Origin of the sequence: Anaeromyxobacter soli, from assembly GCF_022808855.1 — a bacterium.
In the GTDB taxonomy this organism is placed as follows: Bacteria; Myxococcota; Myxococcia; order Myxococcales; family Anaeromyxobacteraceae; genus Anaeromyxobacter; species Anaeromyxobacter soli.
The window spans coordinates 1-17,125 of the sequence record NZ_JAKZLF010000035.1; the positions used below are offsets into that span (position 1 = coordinate 1).

Annotated in this window: 12 protein-coding genes; 7 read left to right on the forward strand and 5 right to left on the reverse strand. The window is 74.3% G+C overall.

What is annotated here, in order from left to right; all coding sequences use genetic code 11:
* Positions 1–381, reverse strand: a 381-nt coding sequence (locus MLV88_RS19510; RefSeq protein WP_242372679.1) for a DUF6496 domain-containing protein, incomplete at its 3' end; no start/stop codon positions are given.
* A gap of 92 nt (positions 382–473) precedes the next feature.
* On the opposite strand from MLV88_RS19510, the gene MLV88_RS19515 reads away from it, so the two are divergent.
* The 6 genes from MLV88_RS19515 to MLV88_RS19540 all read left to right on the forward strand — a co-directional run bounded on the left by MLV88_RS19515 (position 474) and on the right by MLV88_RS19540 (position 11,807).
* Positions 474–1,250, forward strand: a complete 777-nt coding sequence (locus MLV88_RS19515; RefSeq protein ID WP_242339361.1) for an ATP-binding cassette domain-containing protein — start codon at positions 474–476, stop codon at positions 1,248–1,250.
* A complete protein-coding gene (locus MLV88_RS19520) occupies positions 1,250–2,740 on the forward strand; it encodes an ABC transporter permease/substrate-binding protein (RefSeq protein ID WP_242372681.1) in 1,491 nt (496 codons plus the stop codon). Before MLV88_RS19515 ends, MLV88_RS19520 begins: the two co-directional genes overlap by 1 nt.
* A 143-nt stretch (positions 2,741–2,883) precedes the next feature.
* Positions 2,884–3,312: a bacteriohemerythrin gene (locus tag MLV88_RS19525; RefSeq protein WP_242339356.1), complete on the forward strand. Its 429-nt coding sequence runs from the start codon at positions 2,884–2,886 to the stop codon at positions 3,310–3,312.
* Between the two features lie 173 nt (positions 3,313–3,485).
* Positions 3,486–5,108, forward strand: a complete 1,623-nt coding sequence (locus MLV88_RS19530) for a fumarate hydratase (RefSeq protein WP_242339354.1) — start codon at positions 3,486–3,488, stop codon at positions 5,106–5,108.
* Positions 5,109–5,257: 149 nt separating this feature from the next.
* Entirely contained in the window at positions 5,258–6,217 is a 960-nt protein-coding gene (locus tag MLV88_RS19535) for an aldo/keto reductase (RefSeq protein WP_243338412.1), read from the forward strand.
* A 355-nt stretch (positions 6,218–6,572) separates the two neighbouring features.
* Positions 6,573–11,807, forward strand: coding sequence for a CxxxxCH/CxxCH domain c-type cytochrome (locus tag MLV88_RS19540; protein ID WP_243338414.1), 5,235 nt, complete (start codon positions 6,573–6,575; stop codon positions 11,805–11,807).
* Between the two features lie 125 nt (positions 11,808–11,932).
* Here the strand turns inward: MLV88_RS19540 and MLV88_RS19545 are convergent, their stop codons facing one another.
* Positions 11,933–12,205: a LysR family transcriptional regulator gene (locus tag MLV88_RS19545; protein ID WP_242339348.1), complete on the reverse strand. Its 273-nt coding sequence runs from the start codon at positions 12,203–12,205 to the stop codon at positions 11,933–11,935.
* A 168-nt stretch (positions 12,206–12,373) separates the two neighbouring features.
* Here MLV88_RS19545 and map point away from each other — a divergent pair, with 168 nt between their 5' ends.
* A complete protein-coding gene (gene map / locus MLV88_RS19550) occupies positions 12,374–13,123 on the forward strand; it encodes a type I methionyl aminopeptidase (protein WP_242339346.1) in 750 nt (249 codons plus the stop codon).
* Between the two features lie 62 nt (positions 13,124–13,185).
* On the opposite strand, the gene MLV88_RS19555 is transcribed toward map, so the two are convergent.
* The 3 genes from MLV88_RS19555 to MLV88_RS19565 form a co-directional block, all read right to left on the reverse strand.
* A complete protein-coding gene (locus MLV88_RS19555; protein WP_242360962.1) occupies positions 13,186–14,073 on the reverse strand; it encodes a universal stress protein in 888 nt (295 codons plus the stop codon).
* A 147-nt stretch (positions 14,074–14,220) separates the two neighbouring features.
* A complete protein-coding gene (fdhD, locus tag MLV88_RS19560) occupies positions 14,221–15,105 on the reverse strand; it encodes a formate dehydrogenase accessory sulfurtransferase FdhD (protein WP_242339342.1) in 885 nt (294 codons plus the stop codon).
* The gene (locus tag MLV88_RS19565) at positions 15,090–17,069 is read right to left on the reverse strand and encodes a Cache 3/Cache 2 fusion domain-containing protein (RefSeq protein WP_242339340.1); all 1,980 of its coding nucleotides are present in this window, start codon (positions 17,067–17,069) and stop codon (positions 15,090–15,092) included. Before MLV88_RS19565 ends, fdhD begins: the two co-directional genes overlap by 16 nt.
* Positions 17,070–17,125: the final 56 nt, after the last annotated feature.

A 17,125-nucleotide genomic window follows, 5' to 3' on the forward strand; every position in this document is an offset into this window, starting at 1 on the left:
CGCGCGCTTCGCCTGCGCGGACAGCGACCGCTTCGACGCGGCCGCGTTCCCCTCGCGCTTCAGCGCGCCCTTCGCGGCGGCGCTCCTCCGGCGCGAGGGCGCGCGCGGCTTGCGCTTGCCCTGTCCCACCTCGGCGTCACGCTGCGCGGAGCGCCGCGTGCGCGCGCTCGTCGTGCCCTTCTTCGGCGGCGCCAGGGGCACGCCCGCCCGCCGGGCCTTCGAGAGCCCGATCGCGATCGCCTGCTTCGACGAGCGGGCCCCATGCTTCCCCTCGCGGATGTGCTCCATCTCCTCGCGGACGAACTCGCCCGCCGCCGTGGAGGGCCGCTTCCCGGCCCGGAGGTCCGCCTTCGCCTTCCGTGTGGTGCTCTTCGTGGGCATCCCGTCCCCCTTCGCCCCCTACGATGCGTACGCCCCGACGACCCGGCAGAGCCCTGGAAGCGGGCGCGGCCGCGGTTAGCGGGGACGGCAGGATGCGCGCGGCTCAATCGACCGAGGGTGCACCGGCCATCGAGCTCCGCGAGGTCGTCAAGCGGTACGGCGCGGAGGGGCTCGGGCCGGTCTCTCTCGCGGTGCCCGCGGCCCGCACCGTGGCCCTCATCGGCCCGAGCGGCGCGGGGAAGTCCACGCTCCTTCGCCTCGTGCTCGGCCTCGTCGCGCCCGATCGGGGCGAGGTGCGCCTCCGCGGCGCGCCGCTCCGCCCCGAGGACCACGCCGCCCGCCGCCGCCTCGGGTACGTGGTGCAGGGCGGCGGGCTCTTCCCGCACCTCACCGCCGGCGGGAACGCCGCGCTCGTCGCGCGCCACCTCCGCTGGCCGGAGGCGCGCGTCGCGGCGCGCCTCGGCGAGCTCGCCGCCCTGACGCGCTTCCCGGCGGAGGCGCTCGCGCGCTTCCCGCACGAGCTCTCGGGCGGCCAGGCACAGCGCGTGAGCCTCATGCGGGCGCTCTTCCTCGAGCCGGAGGTCCTCCTCCTCGACGAGCCGCTCGGCGCGCTCGATCCGATCACGCGCGCCGACCTCCAGGCCGACCTGCGCGAGATCTTCGCCTCGCTCGGGAAGACCGTGCTGCTCGTCACGCACGACCTCGCCGAGGCCGTCTTCTTCGCGCACGAGCTCGTGCTGCTCCGCGACGGCCGGGTCCTCCAGCGCGGATCCCTCGACGCGCTCGTGCGCACCCCGGCGGATCCGTTCGTCGCGCGGTTCGTCCACGCGCAGCGCGCGCTCGGGCTGCCCGCGGGGGCCGCGCCGTGATGGGGGCTGCGCTCGCGGGGGCGCTCGCGCTCGCCGCCACCGGCGGCTCGCTGACGGTCGGGTCGAAGCAGTTCGGCGAGTCCCTCGTGCTGGGCGAGCTGGCCGTGGAGCTCGCCCGGGACGTGGGCGTCCCGGCGGAGCACCGCGCGGCGCTCGGCGGCACGCGCGTCGTCTGGGAGGCGCTCGTCCGTGGGGACGTCGACCTCTACCCCGAGTACACCGGGACCGTCGCGCGCGAGCTCCTCGGCGGCGCGGTGCCGGCCGGCGATCCCGCCGCGCTCCGGGCGGCGCTCGCCGCCCGCGGCGTCGGCATGACCCGCTCGCTCGGGTTCGAGGACACGTACGCGCTGGGGATGCGGCGCGCGCGCGCCGCCGAGCTCGGGATCTCCCGCGTGTCGGACCTCGCGCGCTCGCCGCGGCTGCGGCTCGGCTTCACGAACGAGTTCATGGACCGCGGGGACGGCTGGCCGGCGCTGCGCGCGCGCTACCGGCTGCCGCAGCGCGACGTGCGGGGGCTCGAGCACGAGGTCGCGTACACGGCGCTCGCGGCCGGCGAGATCGACGTGACGGACCTGTACTCGACCGACCCCGAGATCCGCCGCCACGACCTGGTGGTGCTCGAGGACGATCTCCACGCCTTCCCGCCCTACGACGCCGTGTACCTCTACCGCCTCGACCTCGAGCGGCGCGCGCCCGCGGCGCTCGAGGCGATCCGGCGGCTCGAGGGCCGGATCGACGCGGCCGCCATGATCGCGCTGAACGCGCGCGCCGAGCTCGACGGCGTCGCGCCCGCCCGCGTCGCGAGCGAGTTCCTGCGCGCCACGCTCGGCGTCGCCGCCGCGCCGGAGGAGGAGGGCCGGACGGCCCGCGTGCTCCGCCGGACGCGCGAGCACGTGGCCCTCGTGGCGGTGGCGCTCCTCGCCGCCATCGCGCTCGCGGTCCCGCTCGGCGTCGTGGCGGCGCGCCGGCCGGGCGTGGGCCGCGTCGTGCTCGCCGCGGTGGGCGTCGTCCAGACCGTGCCCTCGCTCGCGCTGCTCGTGATGATGATCCCGCTCCTCGGCATCGGCGCCCGGCCGGCGGTCGCGGCCCTCTTCCTGTACGGCCTCTTGCCCATCGTGCGGAACACGCACGCCGGGCTGACGGGGATCCCGCTCGAGCTGCGCGAGTCGGCGGCGGCGCTCGGGCTCCCTCCGGGCGCGCGCCTCCGCCTGGTCGAGCTGCCGCTCGCCACCCCCGCGATCCTGGCGGGCGTCAAGACGTCGGCGGTGATCGCCGTGGGCACCGCCACGCTCGGCGCGCTCGTCGGGGCCGGCGGCTACGGACAGCCGATCCTCGCCGGCGTGCGACTCGCCTCGGTGCCCCTCATCCTGGAGGGCGCCATCCCCGCCGCCCTGCTCGCGCTCGCCGCGCAGGCGCTGTTCGATCTCGCGGAGCGCTGGCTCGTGCCGCGCGGCCTGCGCCGGGCGCGCGCCGCGGGCGCCATCCGCTGAGCCCCGCTCGAGGGGTCGGTGGGCCGCCCCTCCCGGAGCGCGCGAGCGTGCGACCGCCCGGGCGGGGAGGAGCGGGACCCTCTCGCGGAGCAGGGGAGCGCCGGTTATATCGCCGCGGCGCTCACCTCGAGGAACCTCCGCGAATGCCCTACGTCGACCCGAGCCAGCTTCCCGACCTGCCGCTCCCCTTCATGAACCGCGACCATGCCGAGGAGTTCCGGCTCCTCGAGGAGCTCGGCCTCGCGCTCGCGGCGCACGGGGACGGGAAGGGTGCGGTCGAGAGCATCCTCGAGCGGCTCGCGGTCCTCGCGGTGCACACGCGGGAGCACTTCCTCCACGAGGAGGCCGTGATGCGGGAGACCGGCTTCCCCGCGTACCTGCCGCACAAGAGCGAGCACGACCGTGTGCTCGCGGAGATGGACGCCGAGGCGTCCGCGTACCGCCGGAGCGGCGACACGGCGCGGCTGCGCCGGTACCTGCTCGAGGTGGTCCCGCGCTGGTTCGTCTCGCACACCGGCTCGATGGACGTGGTGACCGCCGGCTACGTGGCGGCGCGGGCCCGGTCCCTCTGATCACGAGGCCCGCCGGCGACGCGTCATCGTGACGCGCCGGCACGATTTCTGGACCCGAGCCGTCCGCTTGCGCGGCGCGCGTGCGGGCTCGCCGCCGTCGACACGCGCGGCCGACCTGTGGTTCTCTTTTGCGCCCAGGCACTTACGCCGCAGCCCAAGGAGAAGGAAAGGCGATGGCGACCCCAGCTTTCCAATACCAGGATCCGTTCCCGCTCTCGAAGGACGAGACGAAGTACCGCCTCCTCACGCGCGACGGCGTGTCGGTGGCGAGCTTCGACGGCAAGGAGGTCCTCAAGGTCGAGCCGTCCACGCTCGAGCGGCTCGCCCGCGAGGCGATCCGCGAGGTCTCGTTCTTCCTGCGGCCCTCGCACAACGAGCAGGTCGCGAAGATCCTCGGCGACCCCGAGGCCTCGCAGAACGACAAGGGCGTGGCCCTCGCGTTCCTCCGCAACGCCGAGATCGCCGCGCGCGGCGAGCTGCCCATCTGCCAGGACACCGGCACCGCGACGATCGTCGCGAAGAAGGGCCAGCAGGTCTGGACCGGCGCGAAGGACGAGGAGTGGCTCTCGAAGGGCGTCTACGCGACGTACACCACCGAGAACCTGCGCTACTCCCAGACGGCCGCGCTCGACATGTACAAGGAGGTCAACACGGGCACGAACCTGCCCGCGCAGATCGACCTCTACGCGACCGACGGCGCCGAGTACAAGTTCCTCTTCGTCACCAAGGGCGGCGGCTCGGCCAACAAGACCCAGCTCTGGCAGGAGACGAAGGCGCTCCTCACGCCCGAGAAGCTCGAGAAGTTCCTCGTCGACAAGATGCGCCACCTCGGCACGGCGGCCTGCCCGCCGTACCACATCGCGGTGGTCGTCGGCGGCACCTCCGCCGATCAGTGCCTCAAGACGGTGAAGCTCGCGTCGACGCGCTACTACGACGGGCTGCCGACGAAGGGCAACGAGCACGGCGTGGCGTTCCGCGACACCGAGCTCGAGGCGAAGCTACTCGAGGCGGCGAACGGGCTCGGCATCGGCGCGCAGTTCGGCGGCAAGTACTTCGCCCACGACGTCCGCGTCGTGCGCCTGCCGCGCCACGGCGCGTCCTGCCCGGTGGCGATGGCCGTCTCCTGCTCCGCCGACCGGAACGTGAAGGCCAAGATCAACAAGGAGGGCGTCTGGATCGAGGAGCTCGATCACGCCCCGGAGCGGCTGATCCCGCTCGAGTACAAGAAGGGCAAGCACGAGCACGGCGTGAAGGTCGACCTGAACCGCCCGATGAAGGAGATCCTGGCCGAGCTGACGAAGCACCCGGTCTCGACGCCGCTCCTCCTCACCGGCACGCTCGTCGTCGCGCGCGACATCGCGCACGCGAAGTTCAAGGAGCTCATCGATCAGGGCAAGGGCGTGCCCGAGTACCTGAAGAACCACCCCGTCTACTACGCCGGCCCGGCGAAGACCCCGCCGGGCAAGCCGTCCGGCTCGTTCGGCCCGACGACGGCGGGGCGCATGGACTCGTACGTCGACCTGCTGCAGTCGCACGGCGCGTCGATGGTGATGATCGCGAAGGGCAACCGCAGCCAGCAGGTCACCGACGCCTGCAAGAAGCACGGCGGGTTCTACCTCGGCTCCATCGGCGGCCCCGCCGCGGTGCTCGCCGAGGAGAACATCAAGAAGGTCGAGTGCATCGACTTCCCCGAGCTGGGCATGGAGGCGGTCTGGAAGATCCAGGTCGAGAACTTCCCGGCCTTCATCCTCGTCGACGACAAGGGGAACGACTTCTTCAAGAAGCTCGGCTGCTGACCTGCTGATCCCGCGGCGGGCGGGCCGGAGCGCTCCGGCCCGCGCCGCCTGCCGGGCTGCCCGCTCCAGGCGCGCGCTCCACCCGGGCGCGTGACAGCCGCGGCCCGGCTCCGTCATCAACATGCGCGGACCCTCTTGCGGGAGCGCGCATGAAGACCCGTCGCCTCGGCAGCTCGGACCTCGACGTCACGGTGCTCGGCTTCGGGGCCTGGGCGGTGGGCGGCGGCCAGTGGGAATTCGCCTGGGGGCCCCAGGACGACGCCGCCTCCATCGCCGCCATCCGCCGCGCGCTCGACCGCGGCGTGAACTGGATCGACACCGCGGCGGTGTACGGCCTCGGCCACTCCGAGGAGGTCGTCGCGCGCGCGCTCGAGGGCGTGGCGCGCCGGCCGTACGTCTTCACGAAGTGCTCGATGGTCTGGGACGAGCGCGGGAAGATCGGCCGCTCGCTGCGCGCCGACTCCGTCCGGCGCGAGTGCGAGGCGAGCCTGCGGCGCCTCCGCGTGGACGCGATCGACCTCTACCAGATCCACTGGCCGGTCCAGGACCCGGCGGAGATGGACGAGGGCTGGTCCACCCTCGCGGCGCTGAAGCAGGAGGGGAAGGTCCGCTTCGTCGGCGTCTCGAACTACGACTGCGAGCAGCTCCGCCGCGCCTGCGACGTTGCGCCGGTCACGTCGGTCCAGCCGCGCTACTCGCTCCTGCACCGCGACGTCGAGCAGGATCTCTTGCCCTACTGCCGCGAGGACGGCATCGGCGTCATCGCCTACTCGCCGATGGGCGCGGGCCTCCTCTCCGGGAAGATGACGCGCGCCCGCGTCGAGGCGTTCCCGGAGGACGACTGGCGCCGGCGCAACCCCGACTTCCAGGAACCGCGGCTCTCCCGCAACCTCGCGCTGCAGGACCTGCTCGGCCGGATCGGCGCGAGACACGGCACCACCGCCGCGGCCGCGGCGGTCGCGTGGACGCTGCTGCACCCCGCCGTCACCGGCGCGATCGTCGGCGCCCGCAGCGCGGAGCAGGTGGACGGCTTCGTCGCGGCCGCGGACCTCGCGCTCACGAACGAGGACGTGGGCGAGATCGAGCGCTTCTTGCTCGAGAACCCGTAGCGCCGCCCACGCCGGCCGGCAGGACGGTGGCCGTCAAGACGACCTCGACCTCGACCTCGACCTCGACCTCCCAGACAGCACGTTCCGTGAACAAGCTTCGAGGCGCCATCCGAGGCTTGCTCGACCCCGGGAGCGCGCCGGCGCGCACACCCGGGCACCGCGAGGCGTGTTGATCCACAGCAAGCAAGAGTGAGGGGCATGCGCGAGGCGCGCGCGCATACCTTTGTGCGCGCCGTGAAGCGCAATGCCGGAGGGGGAAGCCCCCATCCGTCCGGCACGTCGCTTGATCGCAGTCACCTGAGATCTTGCGACAGCACCTAAGTTCCGGATCCTACGAGTAGGGGAGGGTTCCGTCATGCAGTCCGGACTGGGTTCGTTGGCGCCGCCGCGCCTACCTGCGCTGCTGCTGTGCGTCGCCGCGATCTCGGCCGGTCCGCTCGCCTGCGGTAACGAGCGGAGCGTCCACGGTGATCCCGACCCCGCGACCTGCTCGCGCTGCCACGGCAGCGCCGACAACGCGGCGCCTCCGCTGTCGGTCACGGGCGGTCGCGACGCCAGCGACCCCGTCGTGGGCGCGCACCAGGTCCACGTGCGCGGCGGCCCGCTGCACGCTCCGATCGCGTGCTCCGCGTGCCACGTCGTCCCGCAGACGGTCGACGCGCCCGGCCACATCGACAACGGCCGGGAGAAGGTGACCTTCGGCGCGGTCGCGGTCATGGGCGGCGCGTCACCCCGCTGGACCCGCGAGACCGCGACCTGCAGCGGCACCTACTGCCACGGCGGGACGATGGGCGGCGGCGCTCACGTGGCGCCCGTCTGGAACCGGGGCGCCTCCGAGGCTGCCTGCGGGGCGTGCCACGGGCTCCCTCCGCCGCCACCCCACGTGCAGAACCCCGACTGCGGGCGCTGCCACCTCGGCTACACCGCCTCGTCCGTGGTCGCCGCCACGCACGTGGACGGCAAGGTCGACGTGAAGGCGCTCGAGTGCAACACGTGCCACGGCTCGGCGACCAGCGCGGCTCCCCCCATCGGGACCGCCGGCGAGACCGCCACGACGAGCCTCGCGGTCGGCGCGCACCAGGCGCACCTGCGGGACGGCGCGGTCCGCGCGCGCCTCGGCTGCACGGACTGCCACGTCGTTCCCACCGCGGCGCTCCACGCCAACGGCGTCGCAGAGCTCACCTGGGGCGCGCTCGCGACCGCGGACGGCGCGAGCCCGTCGTTCAGCCCCGCGACCGCGACGTGCGCCGCGACCTACTGCCACGGCGCGACGCTGTCCTTCGGCGGCGGCCAGCTCACCGCGCCCGTGTGGACCCGGGTCGGCGAGGGGCAGGCCTCGTGTGGCGCGTGCCACGCCGCGCCTCCGCCGCTGCCGCACCCGCAGCGGACCGACTGCGGCCGCTGCCACCCCGGCACGTTGACCGCCGACGGCTCGGCCATCGACGTCGCCGGCGGCAAGCACATCGACGGGCACCTCGACCTCGCGCCGCTCACCTGCACGATGTGCCACGGCACGGACGGCGTGAACGCCGCGCCTCCCGCGGGCACGCACGGGGAGACCGCCACCTCCGAGCTCGCCGTCGGCGCGCACCAGCAGCACGTGCGCGACGGAAGCATTCGCAAGGCCGTGGGCTGCGCCGAGTGCCACGTCGAGCCGACCGTGCCGCTGCACTCGAACGGCGCCGTGGACCTCGCCTGGGGCGCGCTCGCCGCGAAGGGAACCGCCCCGGAGTGGACCCGCGCCAGCGGGACCTGCAGCTCGACCTACTGCCACGGCGCGACGCTCGCGCTCGGGGGCGGCACGGCGAAGGCGCCGGTCTGGACGGCCGTGTCCGACGGCCCGACCGCGTGCAACGCCTGCCACGGCGCGCCGCCTCCGTTGCCGCACCCGCAGGCCACCGACTGCGCGCGCTGCCATCCGGGGACCGTGCTCGCGACGGGCGGCATCGACGTCGCCGGCGGCCAGCACATCGACGGCATCGTGCAGGTGGAGGGCCGCGGAAGCTGCACGGCCTGCCACGGCAGGCAGGGCGTCAACCCGGCGCCGCCGTTCGGCACGCGCGGCGAGACGCTGACGACCCAGCGGCCGGTGGGCGCGCACCAGAAGCACGTGGTGGACGGCGCGATCCGCAAGGCGTTCGCGTGCAGCGACTGCCACGCGCTCGTGACGGATCTCGGAACCGAGCACGCGAACGGCACCGTCTCGATGCCGTTCACGGGCCTGGCCTCGCGAGGCACGACGCCGGTCTGGAACGGCGCGACCTGCAGCTCGACCTATTGCCACGGCGCGACGCTCGGGGCGGGCGGGAATGCCACGGTGCCGACGTGGACCGTCGTGTCCACGAGCCCGACCCCCTGCGGCTCGTGCCACGGCGCCCCGCCGAGCGGCAATCACCCGCAGAGCGCGGACTGCGCGGCGTGTCACCCGGACACGGTGAACCCGGACGGCACGATCAACGTGGCCGGCGGGCGGCACATCGACGGCGCGATCCAGGTTTCGGGCGGATGCAGCCTGTGCCACGGCTCGGACGCGAACCCGGCGCCGCCGGTGGGCACGAAGGGCGAGACGGCCACCACGGCACGGGCCGTGGGCGCGCACCAGGCGCACGTGCGTGAGGGCGCGCTTTTCCAGGCGATGACCTGCGACGCCTGCCACCAGTTCTCCGACGCGACGCACCGGAACGGCACGGCCGACCTCACCTGGGGAACGCTGGCCTCGAAGAACGGTGCGGTCCCGCGCTTCGACGCGACGACCCTCACGTGCACGAACTACTGCCACGGCCAGACGCTCGCCGCGGGCGGCAAGAACACCGCCCCGACCTGGACGAAGGTAGACGGGACGCAGGCGGCGTGCGGCACCTGCCACGGGGCGCCGCCGAGCGGCAATCACCCGCAGAGCGCGGACTGCGCGGCGTGTCATCCGGACACGGTGAACCCGGACGGCACGATCAAGGTGGCCGGCGGGCGGCACATCGACGGCGCGATCCAGGTTTCGGGCGGGTGCAGCCTGTGCCACGGCTCGGATGCGAACCCGGCGCCGCCGGTGGGCACGAGGGGCGAGACGGCCACCACGGCACGGGCGGTGGGCGCGCACCAGGCGCACGTGCGCGAGGGCGCGCTCTTCCAGGCGATGACCTGCGACGCCTGCCACCAGTTCTCCGACGCGACGCACCGGAACGGCACGGCCGACCTCACCTGGGGGACGCTGGCCTCGAAGAACGGCGCGGTCCCGCGCTTCGACGCGACGACGCTCACGTGCACGAACTACTGCCACGGGCAGACGCTCGCCGCGGACGGCAAGAACACGACCCCGACCTGGACGAAGGTGGACGGTACGCAGGCGGCGTGCGGCACCTGCCACGGCGCTCCGCCTGCCGGCAATCACCCGCAGAGCGCGGACTGCGCGGCGTGTCACCCGGACACGGTGAACCCGGACGGCACGATCAACGTGGCCGGCGGACGGCACATCGACGGCGCGGTCCAGGTTTCGGGCGGGTGCAGCCTGTGCCACGGTTCGGATGCGAACCCGGCGCCGCCGGTGGGCACGAAGGGCGAGACGGCGACCACCTCGCGCGCCGTCGGCGCGCACCAGGCGCACGTGCGCGAGGGCGCGCTCTTCCAGGCGATGACCTGCGACGCGTGCCATCAGTTCTCCGACGCGACGCACCGGAACGGCACGGCCGACCTGACCTGGGGGACGCTGGCCTCGAAGAACGGTGCGGTCCCGCGCTTCGACGCGACGACGCTCACGTGCACGAACTACTGCCACGGCCAGACGCTCGCCGCGGGCGGCTCGCTCGTGACGCCGACCTGGACGAAGGTGGACGGGACGCAGGCCGCGTGCGGCACCTGCCACGGGAGCCCGCCGACCACGAACCACCCCGACAACCCGCTCTGCAACTCCTGCCACCCGCTCACCGTCGCGATCGACGGCACGATCGACGTGGCCGGCGGCCGCCACATCGACGGAAACGTCGACGTGGCCGGCATGACGTGCAGCTCCTGCCACGGCTCGACGGACAACCCCGCGCCGCCGATCGGCACCCACCTCGAGACGGCGACCACCGCCCGCGCGGTCGGCGCGCACCAGGCGCACGTGCGGGACGGCACGCTGCGCAAGGCGCTGAGGTGCAGCGACTGCCACGTCGTGCCCACCGAGACGATCCACTCGAACGGCACGGTCGACCTCGCGTGGGGCCCGCTCGCCACGGCGGGCGAGGCGATCGCGGGCTTCGACCCGAGCGACCTCACGTGCACGAACTACTGCCACGGCCAGACGCTCGCCGCGGGCGGCAAGAACACGACCCCGATCTGGACGAGGGTCGACGGCACGCAGGCTGCCTGCGGCACCTGCCACGGTGCGCCGCCGCCTGCGCCGCACCCGACCTCCTCCCCCACCGGATGCGCAGGCTGTCACCCCGACACCGTGAAGCCCGACGGCTCGATCGACGTCGAGGGCGGACATCACATCGACGGCAAGCTCGACGCGACGGGCAAGTGCGGCGCCTGCCACGGGGTCCCGCCCGCCAACGGCGCCCACCTCGCCCACGCGGCGTTCCCGACGCCGGACGTGCCCCAATACGGCGATCTCCGCATCCTGGAGGCCTACGCGCCGGGCGGCGCCTCGGGCTACCAGTTCGGCTGCGGCAACTGCCACCCGCTCGACGCGGCGAAGCACATGGACCTGAAGGTCGAGGTGGAGCTCACGCCGGCGGGCGCGGCGACGGGCTCCCTGCGCGCGCGGAACGCGCCGGACGCCGTGTACGACGCGGCCACCGGCCGGTGCAGCGGCGTCTACTGCCACTCGTCGGGCCAGGCGCTCCCCGCGTACGCGACGGCGCCCGCCTGGACCTCCGGCGCGGCGCTCGGGTGCGACGGCTGCCACGGCAACCCGCCGAGCTACGCCTCCGGCGGCGCCGGCGCCCTCGACGCGAACGCCCACATCGGCCTCACCGAGCAGGGGCGCGAGTTCGGCCACTACGTCGGTCTCGGCGGCCCGGCGCACGCGAGCAAGCACGGCAGTGCCGTGGCCGGCGAGGCGGCGGCGCCCGTCACCTGCCAGACCTGCCACTACGCGACGACCGATCCCACGGCGACGGGGCCCTCTCGCTTCTACTGGCTCGACACGACCGGGAGCTACGTGCTCGCGGGCGGCGATCCCGCCCGGCTCGCGGATCCGCGCTGGAAGGCGACGCAGTGCGGGACCTGCCACGTCGCCGGGGGCGCCCCGGTCGCGCGGGGCAAGGTGCTGCCGCTCACGCACGTGAACGGCCGGCGCGACGTCGTGTTCGACCCGCGCACCGCGCTCCCGCCGCTCGCCGGCCTGCCGGCGGCGCCGAACACGCCGACGCGCCCGTACTGGGTCTCGCCCTCGCGGTTCTGCGAGGCCGTCCCGGCCGGCGCGGTCCTCGACGGCACGACGCTCTCCATCGAGCTGTCGGGCGCCGCGTACGACCCGGCGACGAAGCGCTGCTCCGGGGTGGCCTGCCACCTCGGCGACGCGCCGGTGTGGGGCCGGCAGTACCTCGTGAGCCCCGCGTCGGGGACCGCGAGCTGCTGCCGCTGCCACTCGACGCGCTGCGGCCCGTGACGTCGGGCGTTCCGCCGCGCCGGAGCGCCCGGCGCGGCGGGGACGCGCCTGCCCCAGCGGCGCCGTTGCGCGCCTCGGGGCGGGCTTCCGTCGACCTCGACCTCGACCCGGTCGGCTCTGCGGCCTCAACGCCCGCCAGTGCCCGCGCCCTTCGTGCGCTCGATGGCCATGTCGACTTCCGCGAGGATCCGCCGAGCGTGGGACAGAAGGACCTCTCCGGCGGGAAGGAGCTTCATCCCGCGCGGCGTCCGCTCGAAGAGGCGGGTTCCGAGCTCATCCTCGAGCGCGAGGATGTGTCGCGAAAGGGGCGGCTGCGTGAGGTGAAGCTTCCGGGCGGCGCGACCGACGTGGCCCTCTTCCGCGACCGCGACGAAGGACTGGATGTACGTGAGGCTCACGAGCGGAACGGTACCTGAAGGTCGGCCTGCGTGTCAGGTCGCCGAGGCCCACGGGCCGGCCCTCGAGAGGAGCTCGTGTCCGTAAGCGGATTTTCGAGCCCGCTGCAGCGGACCCGATACCGAGACAGCATTGGATCGCCGCTGCACCTTGCTGGCAGCCTTGCCAGCATGGGAATCCCGCTTCTGGGCGAACGAGAAGTCGAACGGATGAGGCGCGCCGGGAACGCCGCTGCGGCGACGCTGGCGCACGTGGGCGAGCGACTCGCCGCGGGAGTTGCCACCGCGGACATCGACGTCTGGGTGCGCGAGGACACGGCACGTCGGGGAGGCAAGCCGAGCCAGCTCGGCTTCCACGGCTTCCCCGCGGCGGTCTGCACGAGCCGGAACGAGGTCGTCTGTCACGGCATCCCGCGCACCGACGAGCGGCTGCATCCTGGCGACATCGTGAACGTGGACGTGACCACGCTCCTGGATGGCTTTCACGGGGACACCTCGGCGACGTTCTGCATCGGCGAGGTCTCCGCAGAGGCGCGGCACATCGTCGAGGTCGCCCGCCGCTGCCGGGATGCGGGAGTGGCGGTCGTGCGGCATGGCGTCCGGCTCGGGGACGTCGGCGCCGCCATCGAAGAGCTCGCGCGAGCAGAAGGCTGCAGCGTGGTGCGCGAATACGGCGGTCACGGCATCGGCAAGATGATGCACGGTCCGCCGCTCGTGATGCACGTCGGCGCGAGGGGACAGGGCGTGAAGCTGAAGGCAGGGATGGCCATCACCATCGAGCCGATGGTGAACCTCGGCCGAGCAGAGGTGAAGCTGCTGGCCGACGGATGGACCGCCGTCACCGCGGATGGAAGTCTCTCGGCCCAGTTCGAGCACACGATCGTCGTGACTCGCGACGGCTGCGAGGTGATGACCGGATGAGCGCCGCGAGCTCCTGCGGCCGGGCGCGAATCGAATTGCCGGTGGACGGTTTCTCGGCGTCCTCACGCGCGCGGCGGCACGACCGCGACCGGCACCGCCGCCGTCGCGGCGAGCTCGCGGGCCAGGCTCGGGGTCGCGAGCCGGTCGAGCGCGACGCGGCGTGACGCGCCGACGACGAGCAGGGGCGCCTCCCGCGCCTCGACGATCGCGTCGGCGCGATCGAGCACGTCGCCCTGCTCGACCACGGCCTCGTCCACGTGGAGCTGCAGGCGCTCGATCCACGCCGCGCACGCGACCTCGGCGGCGCGCTTCTGCTCGCGCGCGATCTCGTCGACCGACGCGCCCGCGAGGAACGGCAGCTCGAGGTACGGCACCACGTGGAGCAGGACGAGGCGGCGCCCGGTCTGCGCGGCGAATCGCCCGGCGAACCGGCAGGCCTCGGTGGACGACTCGTCGAGGCGCGTCAGCGCGACGATGGGGCCGCCCCCGATGTCGGCGGTCTCGAGGTCCGGCGGGACGACGACGACGGGGGCCGGGAGCCGGCGCAGGAGGCGACGCGCCACCCGACCGAGCCGCACGAGCGCGGCCTCCGAACGGCCGGCGATGCGGCCGACGAGCAGGGCGTCGGCGTCGTGGCGCGCGAGCGCCTCGATGAGCCCGTCGTCGGCGCCCATCCCCTCCAGGATCTCGAGCTCCTGGACGCGCTCGCCGGCCCCCTCGCGCTCGAGCGTGCGCCGGCCCGACTCGCGCGCCGCCGCGATCAGCTCGTCGAGGTGGTGGTACTTGAGCGCGGCGCGGAGGTGCTCCGGCTCGAGCACGTGGACCGCGATGAACCGCTCGTCGCTCTTCGGGACCGTCTTCGTGAGCCAGGTCGCGAAGTGCAGCGCGCCGTGGCTCCGCGGACGAAGGTCCAGGCCGATGATCCACCTCATGGCGCCCCCCCGGCGCACGCGCCGGCTCCTCCGCCGGTCCCGAGCGGCGCCCCCATTGTCGCGGACCGGCCCGATCGCGTCGATGCCCAGACCGGAGCGTGCGATCCGGGGCCGTGCGAAGCTCCGGGAGCGGGCGGTCGCCCGCGCGTGGCCCTCGCGGGAGCGCTACAGCCCGGAGAGCCGCTCCGCGCCCGCGTACACGTTCATGCGTCCGGGGCGGACGAAGCCGGCGAGCGTGAGCCCGGCCGCCCGGGCGAGCTCGATCGCGAGCGACGTCGGCGCCGACACGGTGGCGACGATGGGGACCCGCGCGCGCGCCGCCTTCTGCACGATCTCCATGCCCGCCCGGCTGCTCACGGTGAGGAGCGCGGGCGCGGCGATCTGCGCGCCCGCGGCCGCCTCGGCGCGGGCGAGCAGGAGCGCGCCGATCACCTTGTCGACGGCGTTGTGACGGCCGACGTCCTCGTTCGCGGCGACGAGCGCGCCGTCGCGCGTCCAGAGCGCGGCGACGTGAGTTCCGCCGGTCTCCTCGAACACCGGCTGGTGCTCGCGGAGCGCCGCGATCTTCTCCCCGACGAGGGCCACCGGGACGGGCGCGATGGGGTCCGGCGGCACGAGCCCCGCCACGAGATCCTCGACGGCGCGCCTCCCGCAGACGCCGCAGGCGGAGCTCGAGGCGAAGCTGCGCCGGGTCCCGTCGAGCCGCTCCCAGTCGATGCGGGCGCCCGACGCCGGAGCGAGCTCGATCGCGCTGCCGTACGCCTCGTCCCCGGGTCGGCCGCAGTGGTAGACGGCGCTGAAGTCGCTCGCGGAGGCGATGATCCCCTCCGCGAACAGGAAGCCGAGCGCGAGGCGGTGGTCGTCGCCCGGGGTGCGCATCAGCACCCCGACCGTCTCCCCGGCGATGCGCACCTCGAGCGGCTCCTCGAGCGCGACGAGATCCGACGCGGCGCCGTCTCCCGGCCGGACGAGCGAGGTGCCCGCGATGCGCCCCTCGACGCGCGCCGCCCGCGCCGGGCCCGGCGCCCTGTCCTTCAGCGGACGAGGCACGGCCGGCACTCCGGGCCCGCGCCGCTCTCGCCGCTCCCCGGGCCGTCCGCGGCGCGCCTCACCGCGGTCTGATCGGTCACGACCTCGAGCGCGCCCACCACGCGCCCCGCGCCGTCCCGGAGCGGGACCGCGGAGTAGAGGATCTCGAGGTCGAGGCCCTCGGGGTGCGCGTCCGTCTCGCTGCTCACCTCGCGGTCCTCCGCCATCGCGCGGGCGCAGGCGCAGCGCGCCGTGCGGCAGTCGCCCTTGCGGTAGCTGTCGTAGCACTTCGTCCCGATGAGCTCCTGCTGCGTGCGCCCGAGGAGGCTCGCGCCGGTCTGGTTCATGTACCGGATGTCGAACTCGGGACCCACGATCATGGCCGGCGCGGGCATGGCGTCGAGGTGCCCGACGAGGGTGGTGAGCGTGGCGTTCACGCCCTCGACGACCCTGCGGTAGTCGCCGTGGTGGCGCGCCGGATCGGCGCGCGCGTCGAGCCGGCCCTCCACGGCGGCGTCGGCCAGCCGCCGCATCTCCTCGACGAGCCGGCGCAGCTCGGACTGCGCCGACTGGAAGCTCCGGGTGAGCTCGTCGCGCTCGGAGCGCGGCACGAGCGGGGTCGAGAGGTCGCCCTTCGCGAGCGCGTCCGCGCCGCGGGCGACCTCCTGCAGGTAGCGGATCGTCCCGCGGAACGCCTCGGCGAGCCGCCCGACCTCGTCGCCCGAGCGGTAGGTGACCGCCTGCTGGACGTCGCCCTCCGCGATGCGCTCGGCCGCGACCGCCATGGCCTCGAGCGGCGCGGCGAGCCGGCCCGCCGACTTGCGCGCCGCCCAGACGGTCGCGAGGAGCAGCAGCAGCGCGACGCCGCCGACCGTGACGACCGAGGTCTCGAGCGAGGAGCGGACCTGGAGCAGCGGCGCGATGGCCTCGTCCCGATCCATCTCCGCGACGATCACCCAGTCCCACGGCTCGAAGTAGGCGACCGCCGCGACCCGCTCGCGGGCCCCCGCGCCCTCCGGCCGGGAGAACGACACGCGCACCGTCTCGCCGTTCGCCGCCATGGCGGCGCGCACGAGCCGCTGGACGTACGGCTCTCCGCCCGCGTCCCGCGCGTCCCAGGCGTCCTCGCCGTCGGCGTGCCCGGGGGGCGGGATGAGGTAGCGGCCGCGCTGGTTCCCGCTCGCGCCGAGCGCGTAGATCGCGCCCGTCTCGCCGATGCGGGAGGCGGCGACGCCGGCGCGGATGCCCTCGAGGGAGTCCTGGCGGAGGCCGATGAACAGCATCCCTGCGACGCGGCCGCTCGCGTCGCGGATCGGCTCGTAGCCCGAGAGGTACCAGCGATCGAGCACCCGCGCGCGCCCCCGGTACGTGTCGCCGCGGAGCACCGTCGAGACGACGGGGTTCGCCTTGCCGTCGGGATCGACGGCGGGGATGTAGGTCCCGATCGCGCGGTGGCCGCTCCCGTCCGGCACCGTGGTCGCGACGCGGAGCATGTCGCCCCGCTCGTTCATCCGCTGGAACAGCGTGGCCTCGGCGCCGACGAGCTCGCGCACGCGGTCCACGAGCAGGCTCGGGTGGGTGGGCTCGGCGTTCTGCCCCGCCCAGACGCCGCCGAGCAGGAGCTTCGGCAGCACCGCCTCCTCGACGCTGCGGTCGAGCTGGTTGACCGCGGTCCAGCGCACCGTCTCGGAGGAGAAGGAGAGGGGGCCGAGGCGCTCCATCTGATCGCGGGCGACGCGCAGGCTGCGGGGCACCTGCAGCCAGAGCTCGCGATGGGCGGACTCGCACAGCGTGCGCAGGTCGCGGGCGGCGCGCGTGAGGCCCTCCTCGGCGAGGCGGCCCATGCTCAGCTCGACGTCTCCGGCGATGCGGCTGCGCTGCGCGGCGAAGACGACGAGGAACGCGGCGACGAGCAGCGCGGTGGGGAGCAGGGCGACGACCAGGATCTTGCGGCGCAGGTCGAGGCCCGTCGTTCGCTTGTGCAACACGTCTCCTCCGGTGAGGGCTCGGAGAGCCCGCGCCTGCGAGAATCGCGCCGCCA

What these genes read in the sequence shown, in the direction of transcription:
- MLV88_RS19515 (WP_242339361.1), top strand. Translation starts at nt 474, where the DNA reads ATGCGCGCGGCTCAATCGACCGAGGGTGCACCGGCCATCGAGCTCCGC.
- MLV88_RS19520 (WP_242372681.1), top strand. Translation starts at nt 1,250, where the DNA reads ATGGGGGCTGCGCTCGCGGGGGCGCTCGCGCTCGCCGCCACCGGCGGC.
- MLV88_RS19525 (WP_242339356.1), top strand. Translation starts at nt 2,884, where the DNA reads ATGCCCTACGTCGACCCGAGCCAGCTTCCCGACCTGCCGCTCCCCTTC.
- MLV88_RS19530 (WP_242339354.1), top strand. Translation starts at nt 3,486, where the DNA reads ATGGCGACCCCAGCTTTCCAATACCAGGATCCGTTCCCGCTCTCGAAG.
- MLV88_RS19535 (WP_243338412.1), top strand. Translation starts at nt 5,258, where the DNA reads ATGAAGACCCGTCGCCTCGGCAGCTCGGACCTCGACGTCACGGTGCTC.
- MLV88_RS19540 (WP_243338414.1), top strand. Translation starts at nt 6,573, where the DNA reads ATGCAGTCCGGACTGGGTTCGTTGGCGCCGCCGCGCCTACCTGCGCTG.
- map (WP_242339346.1), top strand. Translation starts at nt 12,374, where the DNA reads ATGGGAATCCCGCTTCTGGGCGAACGAGAAGTCGAACGGATGAGGCGC.